The 21401-nt window shown below is 67.8% G+C and carries 21 protein-coding genes; 7 read left to right on the forward strand and 14 right to left on the reverse strand.

Annotation, left to right across the window (positions count from 1 at the left end):
• Positions 1 to 28: 28 nt before the first annotated feature.
• Together ACTWQD_RS11840 and ACTWQD_RS11845 are read right to left on the reverse strand one after the other, a co-directional pair.
• Positions 29 to 1069: a hemolysin family protein gene (locus ACTWQD_RS11840; protein WP_443196323.1), complete on the reverse strand. Its 1041-nt coding sequence runs from the start codon at positions 1067 to 1069 to the stop codon at positions 29 to 31.
• Entirely contained in the window at positions 1062 to 2423 is a 1362-nt protein-coding gene (locus tag ACTWQD_RS11845; RefSeq protein WP_443196324.1) for a hemolysin family protein, read from the reverse strand. The genes ACTWQD_RS11840 and ACTWQD_RS11845 overlap by 8 nt, the downstream gene beginning before the upstream one ends.
• Positions 2424 to 2762: 339 nt before the next feature.
• On the opposite strand from ACTWQD_RS11845, the gene ACTWQD_RS11850 reads away from it, so the two are divergent.
• The 3 genes from ACTWQD_RS11850 (at position 2763) to ACTWQD_RS11860 (ending at position 6904) form a co-directional block, all read left to right on the forward strand.
• Positions 2763 to 3839 carry a M20/M25/M40 family metallo-hydrolase gene (locus ACTWQD_RS11850; RefSeq protein ID WP_443196325.1) on the forward strand — a complete coding sequence of 359 codons (1077 nt, stop codon included), beginning with the start codon at positions 2763 to 2765 and terminating at the stop codon, positions 3837 to 3839.
• Positions 3840 to 3920: 81 nt separating this feature from the next.
• Positions 3921 to 5615 carry an alkaline phosphatase D family protein gene (locus ACTWQD_RS11855; RefSeq protein WP_443196326.1) on the forward strand — a complete coding sequence of 565 codons (1695 nt, stop codon included), beginning with the start codon at positions 3921 to 3923 and terminating at the stop codon, positions 5613 to 5615.
• Positions 5615 to 6904, forward strand: a complete 1290-nt coding sequence (locus ACTWQD_RS11860; protein WP_443196327.1) for an LssY C-terminal domain-containing protein — start codon at positions 5615 to 5617, stop codon at positions 6902 to 6904. Before ACTWQD_RS11855 ends, ACTWQD_RS11860 begins: the two co-directional genes overlap by 1 nt.
• Before the next feature lie 7 nt (positions 6905 to 6911).
• Here ACTWQD_RS11860 and ACTWQD_RS11865 read toward each other — a convergent pair whose 3' ends face one another.
• The 7 genes from ACTWQD_RS11865 to ACTWQD_RS11895 form a co-directional block, all read right to left on the reverse strand.
• Complete coding sequence (locus ACTWQD_RS11865) at positions 6912 to 8201, reverse strand: MFS transporter (protein ID WP_443196328.1); 1290 nt, start codon at positions 8199 to 8201, stop codon at positions 6912 to 6914.
• An 86-nt stretch (positions 8202 to 8287) separates the two neighbouring features.
• On the reverse strand, positions 8288 to 9697 hold the full coding sequence (locus ACTWQD_RS11870) for a rhodanese-like domain-containing protein (RefSeq protein ID WP_443196329.1): 1410 nt from the start codon (positions 9695 to 9697) through the stop codon (positions 8288 to 8290).
• A 103-nt stretch (positions 9698 to 9800) separates the two neighbouring features.
• The gene (locus ACTWQD_RS11875) at positions 9801 to 10184 is read right to left on the reverse strand and encodes a rhodanese-like domain-containing protein (RefSeq protein WP_443196330.1); all 384 of its coding nucleotides are present in this window, start codon (positions 10182 to 10184) and stop codon (positions 9801 to 9803) included.
• A 22-nt stretch (positions 10185 to 10206) separates the two neighbouring features.
• Positions 10207 to 10569 carry a thioredoxin gene (gene trxA / locus ACTWQD_RS11880; protein WP_443196331.1) on the reverse strand — a complete coding sequence of 121 codons (363 nt, stop codon included), beginning with the start codon at positions 10567 to 10569 and terminating at the stop codon, positions 10207 to 10209.
• Positions 10570 to 10622: 53 nt separating this feature from the next.
• Entirely contained in the window at positions 10623 to 10919 is a 297-nt protein-coding gene (locus tag ACTWQD_RS11885) for a rhodanese-like domain-containing protein (protein WP_443196332.1), read from the reverse strand.
• A gap of 42 nt (positions 10920 to 10961) precedes the next feature.
• Entirely contained in the window at positions 10962 to 11870 is a 909-nt protein-coding gene (locus ACTWQD_RS11890; RefSeq protein WP_443196333.1) for a sulfite exporter TauE/SafE family protein, read from the reverse strand.
• Complete coding sequence (locus ACTWQD_RS11895; RefSeq protein WP_443196334.1) at positions 11867 to 12511, reverse strand: rhodanese-like domain-containing protein; 645 nt, start codon at positions 12509 to 12511, stop codon at positions 11867 to 11869. Before ACTWQD_RS11895 ends, ACTWQD_RS11890 begins: the two co-directional genes overlap by 4 nt.
• Before the next feature lie 127 nt (positions 12512 to 12638).
• On the opposite strand from ACTWQD_RS11895, the gene ACTWQD_RS11900 reads away from it, so the two are divergent.
• Positions 12639 to 12896 carry a metal-sensitive transcriptional regulator gene (locus tag ACTWQD_RS11900; RefSeq protein ID WP_443196335.1) on the forward strand — a complete coding sequence of 86 codons (258 nt, stop codon included), beginning with the start codon at positions 12639 to 12641 and terminating at the stop codon, positions 12894 to 12896.
• Positions 12897 to 12940: 44 nt separating this feature from the next.
• Here ACTWQD_RS11900 and ACTWQD_RS11905 read toward each other — a convergent pair whose 3' ends face one another.
• Together ACTWQD_RS11905 and ACTWQD_RS11910 are read right to left on the reverse strand one after the other, a co-directional pair.
• The gene (locus tag ACTWQD_RS11905; protein ID WP_443196336.1) at positions 12941 to 14416 is read right to left on the reverse strand and encodes a protein adenylyltransferase SelO; all 1476 of its coding nucleotides are present in this window, start codon (positions 14414 to 14416) and stop codon (positions 12941 to 12943) included.
• A gap of 74 nt (positions 14417 to 14490) precedes the next feature.
• Positions 14491 to 14793: a hypothetical protein gene (locus tag ACTWQD_RS11910; RefSeq protein WP_443196337.1), complete on the reverse strand. Its 303-nt coding sequence runs from the start codon at positions 14791 to 14793 to the stop codon at positions 14491 to 14493.
• Between the two features lie 96 nt (positions 14794 to 14889).
• On the opposite strand from ACTWQD_RS11910, the gene ACTWQD_RS11915 reads away from it, so the two are divergent.
• Positions 14890 to 15462 carry an antibiotic biosynthesis monooxygenase gene (locus ACTWQD_RS11915; RefSeq protein WP_443196338.1) on the forward strand — a complete coding sequence of 191 codons (573 nt, stop codon included), beginning with the start codon at positions 14890 to 14892 and terminating at the stop codon, positions 15460 to 15462.
• A gap of 16 nt (positions 15463 to 15478) precedes the next feature.
• Here ACTWQD_RS11915 and ACTWQD_RS11920 read toward each other — a convergent pair whose 3' ends face one another.
• Positions 15479 to 15856: a VOC family protein gene (locus ACTWQD_RS11920; RefSeq protein WP_443196339.1), complete on the reverse strand. Its 378-nt coding sequence runs from the start codon at positions 15854 to 15856 to the stop codon at positions 15479 to 15481.
• 176 nt (positions 15857 to 16032) lie between these two features.
• Positions 16033 to 17307, reverse strand: a complete 1275-nt coding sequence (locus ACTWQD_RS11925; protein WP_443196420.1) for an MFS transporter — start codon at positions 17305 to 17307, stop codon at positions 16033 to 16035.
• Between the two features lie 233 nt (positions 17308 to 17540).
• On the opposite strand from ACTWQD_RS11925, the gene ACTWQD_RS11930 reads away from it, so the two are divergent.
• Complete coding sequence (locus ACTWQD_RS11930) at positions 17541 to 18644, forward strand: baeRF11 domain-containing protein (RefSeq protein WP_443196340.1); 1104 nt, start codon at positions 17541 to 17543, stop codon at positions 18642 to 18644.
• A 122-nt stretch (positions 18645 to 18766) separates the two neighbouring features.
• Here ACTWQD_RS11930 and ACTWQD_RS11935 read toward each other — a convergent pair whose 3' ends face one another.
• On the reverse strand, positions 18767 to 19705 hold the full coding sequence (locus ACTWQD_RS11935) for a 5'-3' exonuclease (protein WP_443196341.1): 939 nt from the start codon (positions 19703 to 19705) through the stop codon (positions 18767 to 18769).
• 228 nt (positions 19706 to 19933) lie between these two features.
• Here ACTWQD_RS11935 and ACTWQD_RS11940 point away from each other — a divergent pair, with 228 nt between their 5' ends.
• Entirely contained in the window at positions 19934 to 21370 is a 1437-nt protein-coding gene (locus ACTWQD_RS11940; RefSeq protein WP_443196342.1) for a DUF2252 domain-containing protein, read from the forward strand.
• The last annotated feature ends 31 nt before the right edge of the window (positions 21371 to 21401 follow it).

Genomic DNA, 21401 nt, shown 5'->3' on the forward strand with positions numbered 1-21401 from the left:
CGTCCCGTTATCAGATGGTATGCGGAATTCAGACACTGGTGGCATCCTGGACCTCACCCACCAGTTCCTCGATGATGTCCTCGAGGAACAGCACGCCCGTAGTGACGCCGTGGGCATCAAACACCCGGGCAACGTGCGCTCCCGTGCGGCGCATCACGGCGAGGGCGTCTTCGAGTTCACTGCCGCTGAAGGCGGAGGCAAGCTTGCGGATCCGTTTGGCGGGAACGGCTTCGTTGAACGCGGCCGGCGTCGTCAGGTCCATGACGTCCTTCAGGTGGAGGTACCCGGTGGGGGCGCCGTCGTCGTTCGTGAGGATGTAGCGGGAGTATCCGTGGCTGGCGACGGCCCGCTGGATGTCGGCCGGCGTGGCGGCGGACGGCAGGAGCACCATGGACCGGATCGGCACCGCCACGTCGGCCACGGTCTTGGCGGTGAATTCGAACGCCGCGGTCAGGGTGCCGCTGGTGTCGGACAGCATCCCGTCCCGGGTGGACTGCTCCACGATGTTCGCCACTTCGTCCAGGGTGTAGGCGCTGGTGGCCTCGTCCTTTGGCTCAACCTTGAAGAGCCGCAAAATCGAGTTGGCGATGCCGTTCAGGGTCCAGATGACCGGTTTGAAGACGCGGGCCACCATCACCAGCGGCGGGGCCAGGATCAGCGCCGCACGGGTGGGCACGGAGAAGGAGATATTCTTCGGCACCATTTCGCCAAAGACCACGTGCAGGAACGTCACGAGGAGCAGGGCGACGACGAACGCGACGATGCCGATCGTCTCCGCGGACATGGACGTCAGCCCCAGGGGAATCTCCAGCAGGTGGTGGATGGCTGGCTCCGACACGTTCAGGATCACCAGGGAGCAGACCGTGATGCCCAGCTGGCTGGTAGCCAGCATCAGGGTGGCGTGCTCCATCGCCCAGAGCGTGGTTTTGGCGGCCTTGCTGCCAGCCTCCGCCTTCGGCTCGATCTGCGAACGCCGTGCCGAGATGACGGCGAATTCGGCGCCGACGAAGAACGCGTTGACCACCAGCAGGACGACGAGCCAGATGATGCCTGGCAGATATTCACTCATGGGTCAGCTCCTGCGTGAGGTTGTCAATGATCCGGTCATGCGCACTCCGTGGAGGCTGCGCCGATTCGTCCGGGGTGAACCTGAGCCGCTCGACGTGGGTTCCCACGACACGCTCCACCCGCAGGCTTCCGCCGTCGATGGCCACCACATCACCGAGCTCCGGAATCCGGTCCAGCCGGTCCGTCACAAAGCCGGCCATGGTGTCGTATTCTTCGCCATCCGGCACGGTAATGCCCGTCCGGTCCAGGAGTTCGTCCGGCCGGAGGGCCGCGTCAAACGTCAGCGAGCGGCCGGTCCGGACAACGCCGGTCCGGGCACGGTCGTGCTCGTCCTCCAGCTCGCCGACGATCTCCTCGACGAGGTCCTCGAGCGTCACAATGCCCGCGGTGCCGCCGTGCTCGTCGGAGACGATGGCCACCTGCAGGCCCTGGCGGCGGAGCAGGCCCAGGAGGGTGTCCACCCCCATGGACTCAGGGACCCGCAGCGGCTCGATCATCAGATCAGCCGCCAGCACCCCTTCCCGGTCGCCGAGGGCCACCGCGAAGGCCTGCTTGACGTGCAGCACCCCCAGGACATCGTCCCGGTCCCGCCCGATCACTGGGAAGCGCGAATAGCCGGTGGCGGATGCCAGGGCCACGATCTGCGCCGCGGTGTCATCGGATCCGATGGTCGCCATCCGCACCCGCGGCGTCATCACATCGGCTGCGCTGTGCCCGGAGAAGCGCAACGTCCGGTGCAGCAGCGCGGCATGGTCGACGTCGAGCACGCCCTCCAGCGCCGACCGGCGCACCAGGGAGCTCAGCTCCTCCGCGCTGCGCGCCCCGGAGAGCTCTTCCTTGGGCTCAATGCCAAAGGACCGAATGATGGAGTTGGCCGTGTTGTTGAAGAGGAGAATCACGGGCTTGAAGACGGCGGTGAATAAAGCCTGGAAGGGGACCACCACTTTGGCGGTGGCCAGCGGAAGGGCCAGGGCAAAGTTCTTCGGAACGAGTTCGCCGATCACCATGGAGAACACGGTGGCGAGAAAGATGCCGGCGACGGCGCCCACGCCGGGGACCAGCGATTCCGGAAGCCCGGCGGCCGTCAACGGCCCGCTCAGCAGCTTGCTGATGGCCGGTTCAAACGTGTAGCCGGTGAGCAGCGTGGTCAACGTGATGCCGAGCTGCGCCCCGGACAGGTGCGTCGACGTGATCTTGAGGGCTTTGATGGTGGGGGCGAGCCGCTTTTCCCCGCGTGCCTGGCGCGTTTCCAGGTCGTTGCGGTCCAGGTTCACGAGGGCGAACTCGGAGGCGACAAACATTCCGGTGCCGACCGTCAGGATGAGGCCGACGCCGATCATGATCCATTCATACATTCGGGCGCCCCTCTCCTGTGTTGGCCGGGAATCCGGTCAGGAAGTCGAGGGGCGAGGGCATATGTGAAGGAGGGTCATCCATAGTGCCTGCCAGTCTATCCGTAACTGCCGTACCGCCGGGGAGCACTCCGCTGCGGGCGAACCATTCAGGAGGGGTGTTCACACAGGACTTTCACAGGAAAGCGCTATTGCAGATACAGCGGGATCCACGAGAATGAAACGCAACCGATAGTGCAATCCGCGGACTTGTTGGCGGTGCACTTCGCCCCGGAGCAAGCGTCGTGGCCTCCCGGACCGTAAGGACGCGGACTTGCACCGACTAGTGATGGGTTGCCCCGCATGCTGACTCTGCGCAAGAACGTCCTTCCTGCGGTCCTGGCGGTGCTGCTCCTGTCGGCGACGGCCTGCACGTCGGAGTCCGCAGCGGGTTCCCCGCCCGGCGGCGCGGCAGACAGGTTCGTCGAGCCCAATGTTGACGCTCCCCGGCTGGAACCGGCGGCCGGGGTGGATGCCCGGGCAGTGCTGGACGCTTTTGGATCACGGGACCTGGTGGGCCACCTCGAGGCGCTGCAGCAGATTGCGGATGACAACGACGGCAACCGTGCGTCCGGGACCTCCGGATACGAGGAGTCCGGCCGCTACGTCGAGGAGCAACTGCGCGCGGCCGGGTACACGCCGGTCCGGCAGACGTTTAAGTACAAGGGCGGCGGCAAGAACCGGAAAGACGTGGAAAGTTTCAACATCATCGCCGAGACCGGAGGCAGTGCCGAGAACACCGTCGTGGTGGGCGGACACCTGGACTCCGTGGAGGACGGCCCGGGAATCAACGACAACGGCAGCGGAGTCGCTGCCGTGCTGGAAACCGCCAAGTGGCTGAAGGAAAACGGGACCACCCCGGCCAACCGGGTGGTGTTCGCCTTCTGGGGCGCCGAGGAGAACGACCTCGACGGGTCCCAGCACTACGTCGACGAGCTGAGCAAAGCTGAAAAGAACCAGATCGCCGCGTACCTGAATGTGGACATGGCGGCCTCCCCCAACGGCCTGCGGTCCTACCACGACGGCGACGGCTCCGACTTCGGCGATGCCGGACCGTCGGGCTCCGACAGGATTGAGGACGTCTTCGCCGGTTACTTCAAGGAGGTCTCCCTGCCTGCGGAGTCCACGGTCTTTGACGGCGGTTCCGACTATGAACCGTTCCTGCGGGCCGGGATTCCTGTCGGCGGGCTGTTCAGCGGCGATGCCGAAAAGAAGTCCAAAGCCCAGGTGCAGGCCTTCGGCGGGACCAGCGGCAAGGTCATGGATCCCTGCTACCACGAGGCCTGCGACACCATCAAGAACACCAACGCTGACCTGCTCAAGGAAATGGCCGCCGCCCTGGCCTACGCCACGGCGGCCTACGCGGCCGCCCGGGGCTGACCGCTGGACGTGCGGACCCACCACCTGATCAATTCCTGCAGGCCATGGCCGTGCGCGGTGCCCAGCGGGTACAAATGAGTCATGGCTACCTCTCCCCTCGTGCTCGGCCCGATGATTCGGTACGTGGATGAGACCTCCGCGAGTGTCTGGGTGGAGACCCGGTCTGCCGCCCGGGTCTCCATCCGCGCCGGCGGCCGGCGCTGGGAGGCCGGCACGTTTGCCGTTCACGGTCACCACTACGCACTGCTGGAGCTGGACGGGCTGGAGCCGGGAACGGTCACGCCCTACGCCCTCGACATCAACGGCACGCAGGCGTGGCCCGATTCCGGGGCTGTGTTCCCGTTTCCGTTTCCGCCGTCGATGATCGCGACGCTGCAGCCGGGCAAGCCGCTGCGGATGGCCTTCGGCTCCTGCCGGACCAGCGTCCCGCACGACAAATCGGGCAACCGGACCCACGGCGTCGACTCGCTGCGGGCCTATGCCCTGGCGATGGCGTCCGGCGGCGACCTGCCCTGGCCGGACCTGGTGGCCTTCCTCGGCGACCAGGTGTATGCCGACCTCACCAGCGAGCAGATGCAGGAGTTCATCCGCGCCCGGCGCGACATCAAGGAACCGCCCGGCGAGGAGCTCAAGGACTACGAGGAATACGCCCACCTCTATTACCTGGCGTGGTCTGACCCCGCGAACAGGTGGCTGCTCTCCACGCTGCCCAGCGCCATGATCTTCGACGACCACGACATCCGTGACGACTGGAACACGTCTCTTAGCTGGAAAAAGGAGATGGAAGCGACGTCCTGGTGGCACGGCCGGATTGTCGCCGGGCTGGCCTCGTACTGGGTCTACCAGCACCTGGGCAACATGTCCCCGCAGGAACGCGCCGGGGACGCTATCTGGCAGGTCATCACCAGGCATGCGGGTGGTGACGAAATCGATGTGAGCGACGAACTGGACCGGTTCGCGGACCGGGCCGACCAGGACCCGGGGTCCTACCGGTGGAGCTATTGCAGGGATTTCGGGGACACCAGGCTCATAGTGGTGGATTCCCGCGCGGCCCGGGACCTGACTCCGGACCGCCGCGCCCTGGTGGACCGGGCGGAGATGGACTGGCTGGACGACCGGATGCGCGGCGGATTCCGCCACCTGCTGGTGGCGACGTCGCTGCCCTTCCTGCTGCCGATGGGCCTGCACTACGTCGAATCCTGGAATGAGGCCATCTCCCAAGGGGCCTGGGGGAAACGTGCCGCCCGGGCCGGCGAAACGCTGCGCCAGGCCGTGGACCTTGAGCACTGGGGAGCCTTCCAGAACAGCTTCCGGGACGTCGCGGGCATGGTGACCGAAGTCGCCGACGGCAAGCGCGGCCCGGCACCGGAAACCATCACCTTCCTCTCCGGCGACGTCCACTACTCCTACGTTTCGGAGGTGGAGCGCACCTCGGGCAGCCGGATCGTGCAGGCCGTCTGCTCCCCCATCCGAAACCCGCTGCCCCGGCTGATGAGGTCCTTTGCCGCCGTCATGTCCTACGGCCTGGCCACGCCCGTGGGCGCCCTTGTGGCGCGCTCGGCAAAGGTCCCGGACCCGCCGTTCCGCTGGTCCGGCGTCAAGGGGCCGTGGTTCGACAACAACCTCGCCTGCCTGGAAGCCGCGCCCGAGGGGCTTAAACTGTGGTGGCAGTCCGGCGTGGTGGAGGGCGGCGACCACATGCACCCCGGGCTGAAACTCGTCTCCTCCGTCACGGTGGTCCCGCGCGGAGCGGAAACCGGCGGAAAGCGCCTGTAATGCTGCGCCGGATTCCGTGGAACCCGGCCGCCGCGCTGGACACGGCACTGTTTGTCTTCAGCGGCGTGGCCGCGCTCTGGCTGGCCACCTTACTCCTCGAGGAAAGCCTGCGGTGGGGCATGGCCTGGTTCCTGATAGTTTTCTGGGCCGCCCTGGCATACCTGGTTCTGCCCCGGGTGCACCGGATCCTGACCAGGATTTATCTGCCTGATTACTTCATAGGCCGGGCCCGGACCAGCGACGGCCTGCTGGGCGACCCCGTCAACGTGGCCCTGCTCGGGAGCGAAGACCAGATCCACGCCGCCATGCGCCGGGCGGGCTGGACCCGGGCTGACGACGTCAATCTGACCAGCAGCCGGCGGATCATCGGCTCGACGCTGACCCGGCGCAGTTATGACGAGGCGCCGGTGAGCCCGCTGTTCATCTTTGGCCGCCAGCAGGACTTTGCCTACCAGCAGGAGGTGGGCGGGAGCCCGGGCAAAAGGCATCACATCCGTTTCTGGCACTGCCCGCCAGGCTGGGCGCTGCCGGGCGGCGCCAGGGTGGGCTGGCTGGCCGCCGGCACGTACGACCGGTCCGTCGGGCTGTCGCTGTTCACGCTGCAGATTACCCACAAGATCGAGGAGAACACGGACGACGAAAGGGACTACGTCCTGGCCTCGCTGAAGACGGCCGTGCCCGAGGCCGAAGTCACGGTGATCCGGGATTTTTCGACCGGGTACCACGCGCGCAATGGAGGCGGTGACACGATTTCCACCGACGGGGACCTGCCGGTGGTCGATCTCACGCGGCTGGCCGGAGTACCGGCAGGGCCGCCCCGCACGCCTGCGGCGGGCCGGAACGAGCGGCCGGCCCCCACCCTGTTCGGCGGTGTGCTCGTGTTCTGGCGCGGCATCGCTGCCCTTGGTTTGGCTGGCTCCCTGCTGGCCGGCTCCCTGCTGGCTGGCGGCAATTCCGCCGCGTCAGCAGAACCGGACGGGCTGGTGCCGGCCACTGCGGCCGTCCTGGCGCTGTTCGGCCTCGGCGAGCTTGCCCTGGCCTGGGGTGTCCTGCGGGGCGGAAACGTGGCCAGGGTGGTGGCCATGTTGCTCAGCGCGGTTGCCATCACCGCCCAGGCCGCCAGCGTCCTGGGCGGTGGCCCGCCTGTCGACTTCGGCACCAACCTGTTGGGCTTGTCCCTGGATATCCTCCTTATCATCGCCCTCTCCAGCGAGCGTTCCCGCGTGTACGCGCGGAACCGCCGCCTGCGCAGGGTCCGGGGCGTACGCGTCGCGGCCGGACTGGCGTAGCTCCCGGTCAGGCAGCGGCCGGGTGGTGGTCGGTGCCGCGCATGCGGATGGCCACCAGGATTCCCGACAGTGCGGTGAGTGCTCCAACGACGGCGACAGCGACCGGGATGCCGTAGGCGTCGGCGACGATGCCGGAGAGCAGCGCGCCGACGGCGAACCCGCCGTCGCGCCACAGCCGGTAGATGCCCACCGAGCGGGCGCGCCATTCCGGGTGCGCCACATCACCGATGGCCGCGAGCAGGGTGGGGTACACCATGGCCGTGCCGAGGCCCAGGAGGGCGGCTGCGCCCAGCCAGATTCCGAAGTCCTGGCCGACGGCGATCATCGCCAGGGCGGCGGCCTGGACGAGCATGCCGGCCACGATCAGCCATTTCCGGCCGTACTTGTCCGACAGCGCGCCGGTGAAGAGTTGTGCGGCACCCCAGACCGCAGGATACACAGCGGCCAGGATGCCGATCTTTTCGATGGTCAGCCCGGCGGCGGCAAACAGGACGGGAAAGAGGCCCCAGGCGAGGCCGTCGTTGAGGTTGTTGACCATGCCGGCCTGGCTGACCGAGGACAGTGATTTGTCCCGGAAGCTGGTGAGGGTGAAGATTTCCCGGTTGCCCAGGTGTCCGTGGGCTGCGGCGTGGGCGATGGTGTGGCTGGCCGCTTCAAGGCGGGCGTGGCCCTGCGTTTCCTTCACGGCGAAGACCGACAGCCCCAGCCCGAGTGCGATGTAGGCAGCGCCCAGCAGGAACGGCCCGGGCCGCAGTCCGTAAGTGGCGGCGATGTAGCCGGTGGCCAGGGCGGTTCCGGCGACACCGAGATAGCCGGCCGCTTCGTTCAGGCCCATGGCCAGGCCCCGCCGGGAGGGGCCCACCAGGTCCATCTTCATGACGACGGTGGTGGACCACGTCAGGCCCTGGCTGATGCCGAGAATCACGTTGGCGGCAACGATCCAGCCCCAGCTCGGACCGAGGATCAGCATCAGCGGGACGGGCAGGGCGATGACCCAACCCGCGATCAGGACGGGCCTGCGGCCGTAGCGGTCCGACAGGGTGCCCGCGAAGTAATTGGTGGCGGCCTTGGCGACGCCGAAAGCGAGGATGTAGGTCAGCGCCGATGTGTAGAGGTCCAGCTGGAAGACCTGCCCGGCCAGCAGCGGCAGCACGGTGCGCTCCTGGCCCAGGGTGCCTCCGACGAGGGCGTTGACGGCCACGAGGAGCATGAACTGGCCCAGGTTCTGCCGCAGGCCCAGCGTGATGCCGGTGCGGCCGGACCTGTGTCGCAGGGAGTCGGTGTTGCGGGACGTCATGGTTCTCCACAGGGTCGGGGACAAGACGCTGGCGGCGGCCCTGGTGGGGGCCGCCGCCAGCGGTGTGGGGTGGGTCAGTGGTGGGGTTAGCGGGCGGAGACGGTTGCCGGTGCCTGCTGCTGCGCGGTCCAGGCCGCGTAGCTGCCGTCGAGTTCGACGACGTCGTACCCGGCCCGGCGCAGTGCGCTGGCCGCGACGGAGTTCCGCACCCCGCTCTGACAGTAGGACACGATGGTGCCCTGGGCGGGGAGTTCGTCCAGGTGCCACATCACGCGGCCGCCGCTGAGCTGGTACGAGCCCGGGATGTGCCCGGCCTTGTGCTCGGTCTTGTTCCGCACGTCCAGGACCATCGCAGCGTCAAAGCCCTCGAGCTCCTCGGGCTGGATCAGTTTCGGGACACTGGTCGGCAGGCCTTCGATCCCGGTGACGTACCCGGCGACCTTGTCGATGCCGACGCGGACCAGGTGGTCCCACATCTCCTGCGCGGTTTCCTGGTCCGGGGCCAGCAGCACCAGCGGGTTCGGATCGGTTTCCGGGTTCACCACCCAGGCGCCGAAGCTCGCCACGGACTTCCCGGCCGGAACATTCAACGCCCCGGTCACGGTGCCCTCGTGGACCGCATCGTTCGAACGGGTGTCGATGAACGTGACCTTATCCGCTGCCAGGTCCTTGGCGACCGTGTCGAGGTCCAGTTCCTGCAGGGGTGCGCGCTCCCCCATCACGGCCGGGCCTTCCCGGTTCTCCCGCTTCATCCGCCCGAAGTAGGCGTGCGCGTCGGGCTGGCCGTCCAGGAGTTCGTCGATGAAGCCCTGCTCATCGTCCGCGGCGAGGTAGGGGCCCCACCAGGCGTAGAGCCGCTCGTAGCCGACCGTGGAGGACGGGATCGCCCCGAGGGCCTTTCCGCAGGCGCTGCCGGCGCCGTGGGCCGGGTGGACCTGGACATAATCGGGCAGGGCCAGGAACTTATCCCGCAGGCTCGCGAACAGCTGCTTGGCCCCCACGAACCGGGTGTCGACCCCGCCGGCGGCCTCGTCCAGCAGGTCCGGGCGGCCCAGATCCCCGGAGAACACAAAGTCCCCCGAGAGCAGGTACCCGGCCTGGTCACTGAACGCACCGTCCGTCACCAGGAACGCCAGGTGTTCCGGGGTGTGCCCGGGGGTGTGCAGGGCCTTGATGGTGATGTTGCCCAGGGTGATCGTGTCACCGTCGAACAACCGCTCCCCCTCGAACCCGTACTGCCAGTCCGGCCCGCCCTCACCGGAGACATAAATCTTCGCACCAGTCGCCGCGGCCAGCTCACGGGTCCCGGAGAGGTAATCGGCGTGGATGTGGGTCTCGGTCACGGCCACGATCTTCATGCCGTTCTTCGCCGCCAGTTCCTGGTACACGGCAATATCGCGGCGGCCGTCCACCACCACGGCTTCACCCTTGGCCTGGCAGCCGATCAGGTAGCTGGCCTGGGCAAGATCCTCATCATAAATACGTTCCAGAAGCATGTGCTCTCCTTCGCAAAGCGGCGGGGAAACCCCGGTTGACTACTAACAACAATAATACCCCGGGGGGTATCTTGCAAGGCGGCTGGTGCGGAGGTTCCTCCCTTCAGGAGGAAGCCGTCCGGCGCCCGCGAAGCCGGTCCGCGAGGGACCGCCAGCGGCCGCGGGAGGGGGTGTCCGCCGGTGGCGGGGCATAGGTCACGGGATGTCCGCCGCGGTACCACTCGGTGATGCCGCCGGCGACGTTGACGACGTCGTAGCCCCGCCCGGAAAGAAGCCCGGCCGCCTGGCTGCTGCGCTTTCCCGATCCGCAGAGGACGTAAACGGGAGTGCTGTTCGGCACGTCCTTTAGGCGGGAGGCCAGCTCATCCAGCGGGATGTTGACGGTTTCCGGAATATGGGCCGTGGCGTATTCATCCCTGCCGCGGACATCCACTATCGCTGCGCCGGGCCAGCGTGTAGCGAGATCATCCGCGGCGATGGTGCGCATCAGACCGGACCCCAGGTTTCCGTCAGGCCTGCGGCTGCGCCGCCTGGGCCCGCACGCCGGCCATGTCCAGGTTCTTCACGCCCTCGATGACCTGCTGCAGGCCGGCCGCGTTGAGCGCGCCGGGCTGCGAGAAGACCAGCGTCTTGTCACGGAAGGCCATCAGCGTGGGGATCGAGGTGATGCCGGCCGCTGCGGCCAGGGCCTGTTCCGCCTCGGTGTCCACTTTGGCGAAGACCACGTCGGGGTGCTTCTCCGAGGCCGCCTCGTAGGTGGGTGCGAACATGCGGCAGGGGCCGCACCAGCCCGCCCAGAAGTCGATCAGGACAATGTCGTTGGTTTCCAGCGTTTCGGCGAGGGTTTTTTCGGTGATGTCGATGGTTGCCATGTGCGTACCGTTCCTCCGGGTTGTGGGGCTGCGTGGTGCGGGTCAGGGGTGGGTCAGGTGGTGGGCAGGCCCGCGCGGGTCCACGCGATCATGCCGCCGTCCATGGTGTCCGCGGTGAAGCCGGCACCGTTGAGGGCATCGGCCACACGGGCGCTGCGGTTGCCGCTGCGGCAGATGGCGATGACCGGAACTTTCGGGTCCAGCTCGGCCAGGCGGGCCTGCAGCTCGCCCATGGGGATGTGGATGGCGCCCGGGATCATGCCTTCGGCGACTTCGAAGTCCTCGCGGACATCGAGCAGCTGGGCCTCCTTGCGGCGCTGGTCTGCTTCGGTGATGGTGATTTCTGCCATTGTCTTGCCTTTCGTGAAGATATGCCGATGGTTGGGGCCGGATCAGACCGGCGTGGGCTGGGTATCCTGACGGGCGGTCCGGTTGGACTTGCGCAGGGGGCAGCTGCTGACGAAGAACCAGCAGACGGCTGCTGCGACGAGCGCGGCGCCTGCGACACCGAGGGCGATGGGCCCGCGCAGGTCAACGGGGGCCTGCTGGATCAGGACGAACGCGCCCATGACCAGCACGAACCAGCCGAAGCCCTTGCGCAGGGCCGCTTCCGGAATGCGCCCGGCCAGCTTGGAACCGATCAGGGTACCCACGATGGCGGCCCCGGTCACGGCGAGCGTGATTCCCCAGTCCAGCTCCACGGTGGTGAGGTACCCGGCAAGTCCGGCGAAGGACTTCATGGCGATCACCACCAGCGAGGTCCCGACGGCGACTGCCATGGGCAGGCCGCCCAGCAGTGCCAGCGCGGGCACCACCAGGAATCCGCCGCCGGCCCCGACCAGCCCTGTGACCAGGCCGACCACGAGGCCGTCCAGCAGGACCCGGAAGAGGGGCAGTTCGGTGTGCTTGGGCGCCTCGGTGCCCTCGTCAGCCTTCTTCTTGCGTCCGCGGATCATGGCAATGGAGGTGGCCACCATCATCAGAGCAAACGCGATGAGGAGGATCTGGCCAGGGATATGCCCGCCCAGGAGGCCGCCCACGAAGGCGCCAGCCATGCCGGCGACACCAAAGAGCAGCCCGGTGCGCCACATCACACGTCCGGCGCGGGCGTGGCTGAAGACGCTGACGGCCGAGGTGACGCCGACGACGAACAGGGAGGCCGCGATGGCTTCCTTGGCCTCGAATCCGGCCACGTAGACCAGGATCGGCACCGTCAGGATGGAACCGCCGCCGCCGAGCACACCGAGCGAGAGCCCGATGAGCACGGACAGCGCGAGGACGAGGATCAGCGTGGTGGTCATGAGGCCTTGGACTCCGGGGTGGCGCCGTTGGCGACCGGGAACTGCAGGATGGCGGACTCGCGCGTGGGCTCCTCGGCGGCCTTGTTCCACGGCATGGCCGAGATGGCCTGGCCCATGGCGCATGTGTTGGTGGCGGCCGAGAAGGTCAAGCCGGTGCCGATGGCGCCGGCGAGGAGCCGGACCTTCGGGGAGACGAACTTGCCGCCGACGAGGCCGAGGACCACGAGGGAGCCGGCAGCGAGCCGGACCTGGCGCTCAAGGTCCCAGCGGGCCTTGCCGCGGACCACGTCTCCGCCGATCTCCGCGAATCCGGGGACGCCGCCGGTGAGGACGTAGGCGGTGCCGATCCCCGCGCCGCCGAGGCGCTGCCGGGCCTGCTCGGCCCGCGCTCCGGACTGGCAGACAAGGACGACGCGGCTGCCCAGGCGGGCGGCCAGCTCGTCGGTGTGCTCCGAGAGCAGCGGCAGCGGGACGTTGTAGGAGCCGCGAATGTGCATGTTCTCGAACTCAGCAGCCGAGCGGACGTCGATGACGATGAGGTCCTGGTGTTCCTGGAACCAGCTCTGCAGGGCTTCCGGAGCCAGGGCGGTGACCGCCGGTGCGGACGAGGACTGGGCTGAAGAAGAGGAAGAGGGCGTCATGGGTGTCCTTTCGAGACGAACAAAAGATGAATACCCCACCGAGTATTGCAGATACCCCTGGGGGTAGTCAAAAATACCCATGGGGGTATAAAGTTGGTTGTATCCACCCCTAGCTTTGGAGACCGCCATGGACCTCGATTCCGCAGAACTGACCCCCGTTATCAACCGGCTGAAGCGCGCCCAAGGGCAGCTGGCAGCGGTGATCCGCATGCTGGAGGAGGGACGCGACTGCAAGGCCACGGTCACCCAGCTGGCGGCCGTCTCGAAGGCGCTGGACCGCGCCGGTTTCGCCATTATTGCCAGCGGTCTGGAGCAGTGCGCCGTCAGGAAGGATTCCAGCATGGACACGAAGGACCTGGAGAAGCTCTTCCTCTCCCTCGCGTGATGTCGGCCGTGTGAAACGGCCCGCGTGTCAGGACCGGGCGCCGGTCAGGTTCCGCAGAACGTCCGGTAGGGGCCGAAGCCGTCGGGCGCTGCGGCGGCATACCGCTCCAGACCCGGGCGCTCGTCGTAGGGGCTGGTCACCGCCTCGAGGAGACGGCCCAGCCGAACAAGGTCGCCGGCTGTTGCCGCGTCGAGGGCTTCCTCCACCAGATGGTTGCGCGGGATATAGGCGGGGTTGACCCGGTCCATCATGCCGGCGTCGGGCCCTAGGGCGCGCCATCGTTCGGCCCAGGCATCGAAGGCGTCCGGCTCCGGCAGCAGGTTCCGCACGGCGTCGGAATCGCCCCGGGCAGCCCCGGCCAGGCCCCGGAAAAACGAGGTGTAGTCAGGGCGGCCCGCCCCCAGGATTTCGAACAGCTCATCCACGAGGGGCGACGTCACGGCGTCGTCGGCGTCCCGCAGGCCGATCTTGGCGCGCATGCCGGCCGACCACGCGGCGCTGTACTGGCGGCGGAACGCCCCCAGGGCATCCTGCGCCATGCCCACCGCCTGCTCCGGGACGTCGTGGAAGAGCGGCAGCAGGGACTCGGCGAACCGCGCGAGGTTCCACTCGGCCATGACCGGCTGGTTGCGGTACGAGTAACGCCCGGCCTCGTCGATCGAACTGAACACCGCCGCAGGATCGAAGGCGTCCAGGAAGGCGCAGGGGCCGTAGTCGATGGTCTCTCCGGAAATGGTCATGTTGTCGGTGTTCATCACCCCGTGGACAAAACCCGCCAGCATCCACTGCGCCACCAGCGAGGCCTGGGCCGCGGTCACGGCCTGGAACAGTGCCAGGTAGGGATTGCCGGCCTCCGCAGCGTCCGGATAGTGGCGGCTGATCGCGTGGTCCGCCAGGCGGCGCAGAAGACCGGTGTCACCGGTGCCGCCGGCGTACTCGAAGCTTCCAACCCGGAGGTGGCTGCTGGCGACCCGCGTCAGCACGGCTCCCGGCAGCGTCGTTTCGCGCAGCACGGGGCGCCCGGTCGCAACCACGGCGAGGGAGCGGGTGGTGGGGATGCCCAGGGCGTGCATCGCCTCGCTGACGATGTATTCGCGCAGCATGGGCCCGACGACGGCGAGGCCGTCACCACCGCGGGAGAACGGGGTGCGGCCCGAGCCTTTGAGGTGCACATCAAGAAGGCGCCCGCGCGCGTCGGTGACCTCACCGAGCAGGAGGGCGCGCCCGTCCCCAAGGCGGGGAGCAGGCCAGCCGAACTGGTGGCCGGCATAGGCCTGGGCCACCGGCGTGGCACCGCCCGGCACCAGCGTTCCGGTCAGGAGGCGCAGTCCTTCGGCGCTCCGCAGGTAGCCGGGATCGAGGCCCAGTGCAGTGGCCAGCGGCTCGTTGAGGACCAGGAGCTGCGGGTCCGGCGCCTCGTCCGCCTGCCACGGAATGGCCATCTCCGCGAGCTCCCGGGCGAAGCGTCCGTCAAAGAGGCATCCGTCAGAAAGGGCGGTCGAGGAACCTGCGGAAGTCATACCACCAGAGTATCCCCGTCACCGGCCGGCCGCTCCTGGTCCTCCGGCTGCCCCCAGCAGCCGCAGACCCCAACTCAGGGTGCGGCCACCTGCTCGACGGCGACCGTCTCGATGATCCTGGTGGAGGGCTCGCCGACCAGGGACGGCGCCGTCACCCCCGTTTTCCAGGTGTCGTTCTGCAGCCGCCCCAGGAAGTCCACGGCGGCAGCCTGCGTATCGAAGTCCATTTCCAGCATCACGTAGTCCTGCTGGTCCAGCGGCCGGGAGATCCGGTAGGAGCGCACGCCGGACGCGGCGCGGCCCAGCGGATCACTGTCGAAAGCCCTCCTCCACATGTCGAAGTCCCGGACCTGGTGTTCGATCTGCAGGGTAATCATGGGGCGCTCCTGTCCGCAGTTTTCCGTGCCCCACTGTAGGCCCGAAAGCCCCCCGAAAGTAAGGAGCCGGGCGGTGCCGCCGGTAAGATTCTTGCCGTGTCCCTCTCTGATGTTCGTCCCCAGCCCGTCACCGTTTCAGTAGCCCGCACAGTCCAGCCCGGCCGGACCCGCCAGGCCAGCGCCTGGGCCCATGCCGGCCAGGAACTGGCCCGGGAATGGCCGGGCTATCTCGGCTCGGGCTGGGTCCGCTCGGCGGCGGATTCGAACGAGTGGCACATGCTGTACCGCTTTGCCGACGCAGGCCTGCTGAACGACTGGGAGCAGTCCGACGAGCGGCGCTGGTGGATTGACAGCGCCGCAGATCTCGTGGAAGTGACCCGCATTGAGCGGCGCACGGGGATTGAAGGCTGGTTCGCCGAACCCGGCGATGCCCTCCTGACGGTCCCCGAGACCGTGGTGCCTCCCCGCTGGAAACAGATGGTCAGCATTTTCCTGCCGTTTTTCCCGCTGAGCCTGCTGGCGAATTTCCTGCTGCATCCGCTGACCAAGGACTGGCCGCTCCCCCTGCAGGTGCTGCTGGCCACCTGCGTCCTCACGCCGCTGATGACGTACATCTTCCTTCCGGCGACCACCCGGTTGCTGGGACCGTGGCTGCGCGGAAAACGCTGACGCGGTCGCGGGCCACTCAGTTCTCGAAGAGGCCGAGGATGTTGCCCTCGCTGTCGAGGAACCAGGCAGCTTTGCCCATCGGCGAGGTTGCGACTCCGTTTTCGGTTTTCAGGCCGGGGAAGTCGTACTCCTCAAACACCACGCCACGGCTGCGCAGGTTCTCCACATCGGCGTCGAAGTTCTTGGTGCCCCAGCCCATCTGCGTGTTTTTCGCGGTGCCGGCGTTGTCGGTCTGATAGAGCAGGAACTTGGTTCCGTTGCCGCAGCGGTACATCAGGTTTTCCTCGTCCACGGCCTCCGCGGGTTCCAGTCCCAGCACGTCGCGGTAGTACGTCTTCGCCCGGCCGATGTCCTTGGCGGGGAGGACAGCGGTGATTTCCAGATCCTTCAGCATGACTAAACACTCCCTCTAATTCCGGATTTGACTCGTTGCCAGCACCGGCCGCGGGCACCCCCGACTGCCGCCTCACAGGTGCTGATGCGCACCATCGTAGGCTCGGGTCGCGGAGAGTCAATAGCGTCCGGAAAGCACCGCCGGCGTTGCCCGGCGGCAGGCGGAATGCGGCCTTTTTACGACGGCTGGGTCTCGGTATTCGGCGCGCCGGCGGCGGAACCGGCGCCGTCGGCTTTGGGGTGCTGCCGCCGGCTGGCCAGCAGGAAGGGCGCCGCGATCAGCTCGATGACGCCGCCAATCGCCAGCGACGCGGGATAGCCGTAGACGTCGGCCGCCCGGCCGAGGAGCGGCTGCACCACCACGCCGCCGCTTGACCCCATCAGCGAGTCGAAGCTGAGAACCGTGGCCCGCTGCTTCGACGGGATCATGTCGTTCAGGTAGGCCTGCCGCACCGGGGTTCCTGCCGAGGAGACCACGGCCCAGAGTGTCAGCAGCGCCAGTGCCACCCAAAAGACCTGCGTGAACCCGAGCGCCACCAGCAGCATGGCGCTCACGACGCTGCTCAGGATCAGCACGGTGGTGCGGCGCCGGACAAGGCGCCGGATCCGCGGCGCCAGCCAGCCTCCCAGCACCTCCGCGCCGGCCACGATGGCCGCCGCGAGGCCCGCCACGGCGTACGCGCGCGGGTCGCCAAAAAGCTCCAGCAGATAGGGCTGCAGGGCGTAGAACACATAGATCCCGACGCCGGCGCTGAACGGTGCGGCCAGCATGACGTAGCGCACCGGAGGATTCTTCAGGCCGTTCTCGATGGACGCGGAAAGTACGGCACGGGTGGCCTGGAGCGGGTGGGCCGAGCGCTCGGGGATGAAACCGACGTCGTGCATCAGCCTGAACGCGACCGCGAACATCACCGCCAGCACTCCCACCCGCAAAAGGAAAGGGACACCAAGGTTGGTGGCCTGGGCTATCACGCCGCCGGCCACCGAGCCTCCGAGCATGGCAACGCCGGACACCATGAGCCCGCGGCCAAGCACCGTCTCCAGTTCGCCTTCGTAGCCGGAAAACCGCAGCGCGTCGACCAGCCAGGCTTCCACCGCGCCGGAGAAAAAGGTGAACCCCAGTCCCAGCAGCACCGACACGACGGCCCACAGCCAGAAGGGCGCGGAGAGCTGCCACAGGAGGTAGTAGAGGTAGGTCGAGACGGCCAGCGTCGCGGTGCCGAGGAGGAAGGACATGCGCCGCCCCCACCCGTCGGCCACCACCCCGGTGGGGACCTCGAACAGGACCATGCCGACGGTGAAGAAGGCGTTCGCGGCGAACGCCTCAAGGTTGGTGAGTCCGGCGTCCAGCAGGAAAAGGGTGTTGATGCCCCAGATGAACGAGGCGGCGAGGGTGTTGCCCAGCGTCAGCGTGAGGTAGACGCGCTGGATCTTCCGGGCGGCGGGGTTCATGGCTTGGCCGTCCCCGCCGGAGCGAGGGTGGAGCACCAGCCCATTCTCGTCCGCTTCCTCTGCCCGCGCCAGAGCAGCAAGTCCCCGGGCTCCTTGGTGCGGTTTGCATCGTCTGTTGACACGGGCATCGCGTCGACTGATGCTGGGCAGATCCGGGATCAGGCACAGGCGGGGATGCGCCGCCCCGGCAACCAGGACCGTGGTCCCACGGTCAACCGGCGAAGGAGAAACCCATGCATATCGACATGCCGACCCGCCACGATCTGGAACGCCTGGCGGCTGCCCGCGATCCGCACAGCGTCACGGTCTATCTTCCGACCAGCAGCGTCCCGGCCGACTCGGAGGAGAATCAGACCAGGGCCCGGTCTTTGTTCGGTTCCGCCGTTGAACTGCTCCGCACCAGGGGACACAAGGACGCGGCCGCCGCCGTCGAGTCCTTCCTCCAGGAACTCTTGGAGACCCCGGAGTTCTGGTTTGACATGGGACGCAGCCTGGCCGTCTTCGCGACCCCGACCTCGGTGGTGGAGTTCCGCCTGCCGAACGGGCTGGAGGACCATGTGAGCGTGACTGACCGGTTCGCGATCACGCCGCTCCTGCGCGCCATCACCTTCCCGAATGCAGCGCTGGTGCTCGCGATTTCGCAGGGCGGGGCCCGTCTCATCGAAGTCTCGGCGGACCGGCCGGCCGAGGAAATAGCCGTACCCGGCATGCCGGCCGATGCGGCGAGTGCGGTGGGGCTCGATTCCATCGGCGGCCGCGCCCCCTCCGGCCGGCTGCAGGGCGACGAGGGACGAAAGGTCCGGCTCACCCAGTACGCCCGGTCCGTCGACCACGTGCTCCGTCCCATCTTGAACGGACAGTCCCTGCCGCTGGTCATCGCTGCGGCGGAGCCGCTCAGGAGCATCTACCGTAACCTCGCCGGATATGCACACGTCGCTTCCGAGGTCATCGAGGGGAACCCCGACGAGCTGACCCCGGCCCAGCTGGAACAGTCCGCGCGCGGGGTGCTGGACCGGATCTACGCGGCGGACCTTGCTGCCCTGCACGAAACGTACGCCGAGCGTCGTTCCAACGGTCGTGGCTCCGCGGATCTCAGCGATCTGGCACGGGCCGCGGCCTTCGGCGCGGTGGACACCCTGGCCGTGGACATGGACGCGGCGGTGGGCGGTACCGTCGGAGACGACGGCTCGCTCAGCCTGGACGGGGACGCGGACCAGGACGTGATCGAGGAAATCACCCGGCGGGCGCTCGGGGCCGGTGCACGGGTACTCGCCCTGCGCCGATCCGACATGCCGGACAATGCCCAGGCTGCCGGAATCCTTCGCTACGCCGTCTGAGGCTTTGTTTGCCTGGGCCCAGCCGCCGCTCATCAGCGGATGGCACCGGGGAGAATCCGCGGGCCCGCTGGTTCCGCCGGCCGGCACATCCGGGCAGTGGGTGGAGCATTTCGCCGGCCCGCTCACTGCCGCCGGTCGAGGGCCTCGAGGAGCCGCCTGACCGAGCTGCCCAGGTTCCAGTCGGCGGCGAGGCGCTCCAGTTCGGCGCGGGCACCGCCCGTGACGGGCCGCAGTTGCGCGCCCGCCTCCTCAAGCGTCGGCAGATCCAGGTCCCGCACAAGATTCACGACGGCGGGCGCGACGGCGAGGTACTCCGCGGCGGCCGCGAGCTTGGACCGCACCGACGCGGACAGCCCGCTTCCGGCGTCGGCCGCCGCGGCGAGCAGCCCGTCCAGCGTGCCGTACTCGCCAAGCAGCGACGCGGCGGTCTTCTCGCCGACGCCGGCGACCCCCGGCAGACCGTCGGAGGCGTCGCCGCGGAGCGTCGCGTAATCGGCATACTGCGCGGGCAGCACGCGGTACTTGCCGACCACCGACGCATCGGTGAGCACCTCCAGGTTCCTCATGCCGCGCGCGGTGTAGATGACGCGGACCTGGCGGGCGTCGTCGACGAGCTGGAAGAGGTCGCGGTCCCCCGTCACGACGTCGACGGGCAGCCCCGCGTGGCTGGCGTAGGTTCCGGCGACGTCGTCGGCCTCATGCCCGGCGGCCCCCACAACGGCGATCCCGGCGAGACCCAGGACTTCCCGGATCAGCGGGATCTGCGCCTCCAGCGCGTCCGGGACAACCTCGACGTCGGGCGCACCGGCCACCGCGTCGGCTACCCGGTGCGATTTGTAGCTGGGAATGAGGTCCACCCGCCACTGCGGACGCCAGTCGTCGTCCCAGCACGCCACGAGGTGCGTCGCCTCGTAATCCGTGGCGAGCCGGGCGATCATGTCGAGCAGCCCGCGGACGGCGTTCACGGCAGTGCCGTCGGCGCGGCGGATCGTGTCGGGAAGGCCGTAGTAGGCGCGGAAGTACAGGGACGCGGTATCGAGCAGCATCAGGCGCTGGGGCATACCTGATCCTGACACGGTTCTGCCACCGGCGCGTTGACGATGCGCCGCTGCAGGGCCACAATCACATTGTGAGGCGGACGGCCCGGGCCGCACCGGCCGCCTGGATGTGTGAAGATGCAGCGATTTTGATGAGCCCGAAACCAAGGCGCGTCCGCGCGCTCAGCCGGTACCGACCCCGGGCACGAGTTGCCGGTGGCAGGTCCTGAGGTAAGTGGGAGGTCACCGATCATGGCCGGGACAAAAATCAAACATCCGAGCATCGAGGATCGCGAGTCGCGGGGCAAGGGCAGCCGCAAGCAGACTCCTGTCACCAGCCACACCGGCTGGAAGCCTGCTGCCGGCCGGCCCGATCCGGTGGCGCTCCTCGAGGAGCAGAACAAGACCCGGGAACAGGACCTGGTGCCGGTGCGCCACGGCCGGATGCTGGTTTCGCCGTTCACGTTTTACCGGGGTGCGGCCAAGATCATGGCCGCCGATCTGAAGGACACTCCGCGGGCCGGGCTGGACGTCCAGCTGTGCGGCGATGCCCACCTGTCCAACTTTGGCGTGTTCGCTTCGCCGGAGCGGACGCTGTTGTTCGACCTGAACGATTTCGACGAGACGCTTCCGGGCCCGTTCGAGTATGACGTCAAGCGGATGGCCGCGAGTTTCACCATTGCGGCGCGGAACAACGGTTTCAGCACCGAAGAAGCGCTCGCTGTGACGCTGACCGGGGTCCGGGCGTACCGCGAAGCAATGGCCCAGTTCGCGCAAATGCGCACCTTGGATATTTGGTATGCGCGCCTGTCCGAGGCGCAACTGATGGAAGCCATCGACCTGGCCGTGGCGACCCAGAAGGGGAAGGCCCTGAAGAAGGCTGCGCAGGGCCTGGGCAAGTCCGCACGGCAGAACGTCGCGAAGGCGCACACGAGGGACAGCCTGCAGGCGCTGTCCAAGCTGGCCGAGCGCGTCGACGGGAAGTACCGGATTGTCAGTCAGCCGCCGATCGTCGTGCCTGTCAGGGAACTGGCGGACACCTACGGCATGTCCGGCAAGGAGGTGGAGAAGGCGGTCCGCGACCAGCTTCGTTCTTACCGGGCCACGCTGCAGGACGACCGGCGTCACCTGCTGGAACGGTTCGAGGTCATCGACGTCGCCCGAAAGGTCGTTGGCGTCGGCAGCGTCGGCACGCGCGCGTTCATCGTTTTGCTCCAGGGACGCGACCAGGAGGACCCCTTGTTCCTTCAGGTGAAGGAAGCGACCACATCGGTGCTCGAGGACCACCTGCCGAAGAGCCGCTACAAGCAGCCGGGCGAACGTGTGGTGCAGGGGCAGCGGATGATGCAGGCCGCGAGCGACATCTTCCTGGGGTGGACCAAAGGCGTGCAGGACAACCGGTACCTGTATTGGCGCCAGCTGCGTGACATGAAAGGCTCAGCCATTGTGGAGGGGATGAAGCCGCTCGCCATGAACGTCTATGCCAACGCCTGCGGCTGGACGCTGGCACGGGCCCACGCCAGGTCCGGCGACCCGGTGGCGATCGCGTCCTACCTCGGCAAGAGCGACAAGTTCGACCAGTCCATCACCGATTTCTCCGGGCGCTACGCGGACCAGAACGAAAAGGATTATGAGGCCTTCGCCGAGGCGGTGCGGTCCGGCCGGCTGCCGGCCACCGACGCCGAATAGGGGGCACAGGTCCGCCCGGCCCGGGGTGTTG

The sequence above is a fragment of the Pseudarthrobacter sp. 1C304 genome (assembly GCF_052245515.1).
Taxonomy (GTDB): Bacteria; Actinomycetota; Actinomycetes; order Actinomycetales; family Micrococcaceae; genus Arthrobacter.

Coding starts and splice junctions, on each gene's coding strand:
- ACTWQD_RS11840 (WP_443196323.1), bottom strand. CDS start 1,069: ATGAGTGAATATCTGCCAGGCATCATCTGGCTCGTCGTCCTGCTGGTG.
- ACTWQD_RS11845 (WP_443196324.1), bottom strand. CDS start 2,423: ATGTATGAATGGATCATGATCGGCGTCGGCCTCATCCTGACGGTCGGC.
- ACTWQD_RS11850 (WP_443196325.1), top strand. CDS start 2,763: ATGCTGACTCTGCGCAAGAACGTCCTTCCTGCGGTCCTGGCGGTGCTG.
- ACTWQD_RS11855 (WP_443196326.1), top strand. CDS start 3,921: ATGGCTACCTCTCCCCTCGTGCTCGGCCCGATGATTCGGTACGTGGAT.
- ACTWQD_RS11860 (WP_443196327.1), top strand. CDS start 5,615: ATGCTGCGCCGGATTCCGTGGAACCCGGCCGCCGCGCTGGACACGGCA.
- ACTWQD_RS11865 (WP_443196328.1), bottom strand. CDS start 8,201: ATGACGTCCCGCAACACCGACTCCCTGCGACACAGGTCCGGCCGCACC.
- ACTWQD_RS11870 (WP_443196329.1), bottom strand. CDS start 9,697: ATGCTTCTGGAACGTATTTATGATGAGGATCTTGCCCAGGCCAGCTAC.
- ACTWQD_RS11875 (WP_443196330.1), bottom strand. CDS start 10,184: ATGCGCACCATCGCCGCGGATGATCTCGCTACACGCTGGCCCGGCGCA.
- trxA (WP_443196331.1), bottom strand. CDS start 10,569: ATGGCAACCATCGACATCACCGAAAAAACCCTCGCCGAAACGCTGGAA.
- ACTWQD_RS11885 (WP_443196332.1), bottom strand. CDS start 10,919: ATGGCAGAAATCACCATCACCGAAGCAGACCAGCGCCGCAAGGAGGCC.
- ACTWQD_RS11890 (WP_443196333.1), bottom strand. CDS start 11,870: ATGACCACCACGCTGATCCTCGTCCTCGCGCTGTCCGTGCTCATCGGG.
- ACTWQD_RS11895 (WP_443196334.1), bottom strand. CDS start 12,511: ATGACGCCCTCTTCCTCTTCTTCAGCCCAGTCCTCGTCCGCACCGGCG.
- ACTWQD_RS11900 (WP_443196335.1), top strand. CDS start 12,639: ATGGACCTCGATTCCGCAGAACTGACCCCCGTTATCAACCGGCTGAAG.
- ACTWQD_RS11905 (WP_443196336.1), bottom strand. CDS start 14,416: ATGACTTCCGCAGGTTCCTCGACCGCCCTTTCTGACGGATGCCTCTTT.
- ACTWQD_RS11910 (WP_443196337.1), bottom strand. CDS start 14,793: ATGATTACCCTGCAGATCGAACACCAGGTCCGGGACTTCGACATGTGG.
- ACTWQD_RS11920 (WP_443196339.1), bottom strand. CDS start 15,856: ATGCTGAAGGATCTGGAAATCACCGCTGTCCTCCCCGCCAAGGACATC.
- ACTWQD_RS11925 (WP_443196420.1), bottom strand. CDS start 17,307: ATGAACCCCGCCGCCCGGAAGATCCAGCGCGTCTACCTCACGCTGACG.
- ACTWQD_RS11930 (WP_443196340.1), top strand. CDS start 17,541: ATGCATATCGACATGCCGACCCGCCACGATCTGGAACGCCTGGCGGCT.
- ACTWQD_RS11935 (WP_443196341.1), bottom strand. CDS start 19,705: ATGCCCCAGCGCCTGATGCTGCTCGATACCGCGTCCCTGTACTTCCGC.
- ACTWQD_RS11940 (WP_443196342.1), top strand. CDS start 19,934: ATGGCCGGGACAAAAATCAAACATCCGAGCATCGAGGATCGCGAGTCG.